This is a genomic window from Paenibacillus sp. SAFN-117, from assembly GCF_051966115.1.
GTDB lineage: Bacteria > Bacillota > Bacilli > Paenibacillales > NBRC-103111 > Paenibacillus_L > Paenibacillus_L residui.
The window spans coordinates 1-1676 of sequence record NZ_JBQCLK010000081.1; the positions used below are offsets into that span (position 1 = coordinate 1).

The following is a 1676-nucleotide window of genomic DNA, read 5'->3' on the forward strand; positions in this document are numbered from 1 at the left end:
CTACGGCTGACCAATTAACTAACAAGGATTTCCAATGACCTTCGTCGAAGTATTTTTTACATACTTTGACGGAGGTTTTCTAATGCCTTTGCCTAAAAATCGAATTGTTCCCGAGAGAAAAATATACTATCGACCTGAGCTTGAGCGTTGTCTCCATTGTGGTTCGAAATTGAAACGTAGCCACACAGCATGGAAGAAAAATATTGCGACTCTTTCCGGTGTTATTCAAGTATGGAGCATGGCATATGTCTGCTCCAACTCTAACTGCGCCTACCCTAAGACATACTACAGATCAGCTGAAGCAGATTCCTTGTGCATGAAACATACATCATACGGCTTCGATGTATTGGCTCTCGTCGGGCAATTACGGTTTAAGCATCACATGACCATTGCAGAAATCACCCAAGAACTTAATGAACGCGGTGTCGCTACTTCTGAGCGAAACTCACAAAGATTGTACGAGCGGTACGTCACTTTACTGCGCTCTAGCGTCACAGACCATGTGAAATCCGTCCTCAAACAAGTTGCTGAAGAACACGGAGGAATTATGATCTCCATGGATGGCGTTCAACCCGAGAAAGGAAACGAGACGCTCTATGTGATCCGTGAAGTGTTTAGCGGGACGATTCTTGTCGCGAAAAGCGTGAAGAGCAGCTCGTCGGAAGAACTGAAAGAACTTATTCAGCCTGTCATTGATCTTGGCTTCCGTATCATTGGAATTGTCACGGACGGACAGCAATCTATACGTCTTGCAATGGAGTCGCTGCTCCCAGAGGTGCCGTACCAATATTGTCAGTACCACTACTTAAAAGACATCGCTAAGCCAGTAGTGGAGCTTGACCGGAAGCTGAAAACCGGCATTAAGAAAAGTCTTCGCGGAATCCGCGACATCGAAAGAAAATTAGACAAAGACGAATCGCCGGAAAACGAAGTAGTGAAAGACTATTTGGCGGCGATCCGTTCTGTACTACTGGAGGACGGTAATCCACCGTTAGACTTACCCGGAGTGCGAATTTACGAAAACGCCCAGGCCATTCAGACATCGCTTCAAAATTGCCTGGATAAAAAAGGGGCCCTCTCTGCTCCAGAACGTTTTCAGAATATTCAACAAACTGAATGAGTTCCATCAACTCTATGAAGAAGTGAAACGCTGGTCACGTCCTCTGCATCACGCCGCTAACATCTTGAATCCAGACATTGACCAAACGAGTGAATCGGTGCGACTCCACATGCGATGTTTGATGCAATGGTTGGAGCAAACATACACCAAAGAGCACGACCGCCCAATGGTCACTAACTTCAAGAGTTACACCAACGGATTCTGGAAAGGACTCTTTACTTGTTACGATCACCCTCATGTTCCTCGAACAAATAACGATCATGAGCGATTTTTCCGACGGACAAAGACACGTCATCGACGAATGACGGGACTCAGAAGCTGGAACGAGTACATCATGCGGTCCGGTGAGTTTGTTGTATTTGTCGATGATGCTCTCCGGCAAACCGATGTGTTGAATAGGCTCCAAAGCGTTAGCTACGAAGTGTTCCACGCTGAACGACAACGTTGGGCTAGACGCCTTGAAGAAACAACAAAGCGCAGAAGATTTAGACGGAATCCTGCAAAGTACCTCAAGGAAACAGAAAATAAGTATTGTATGTTAATTGGTCAGTCGTAG

Annotated in this window: 1 protein-coding gene; it reads left to right on the forward strand. The window is 45.8% G+C overall.

Features of this window, described 5'->3' with window-relative positions:
- Positions 1 to 82: 82 nt before the first annotated feature.
- Positions 83 to 1120, forward strand: coding sequence for a transposase (locus tag ACTHRH_RS25615; protein ID WP_144940693.1), 1038 nt, complete (start codon positions 83 to 85; stop codon positions 1118 to 1120).
- Positions 1121 to 1676: the final 556 nt, after the last annotated feature.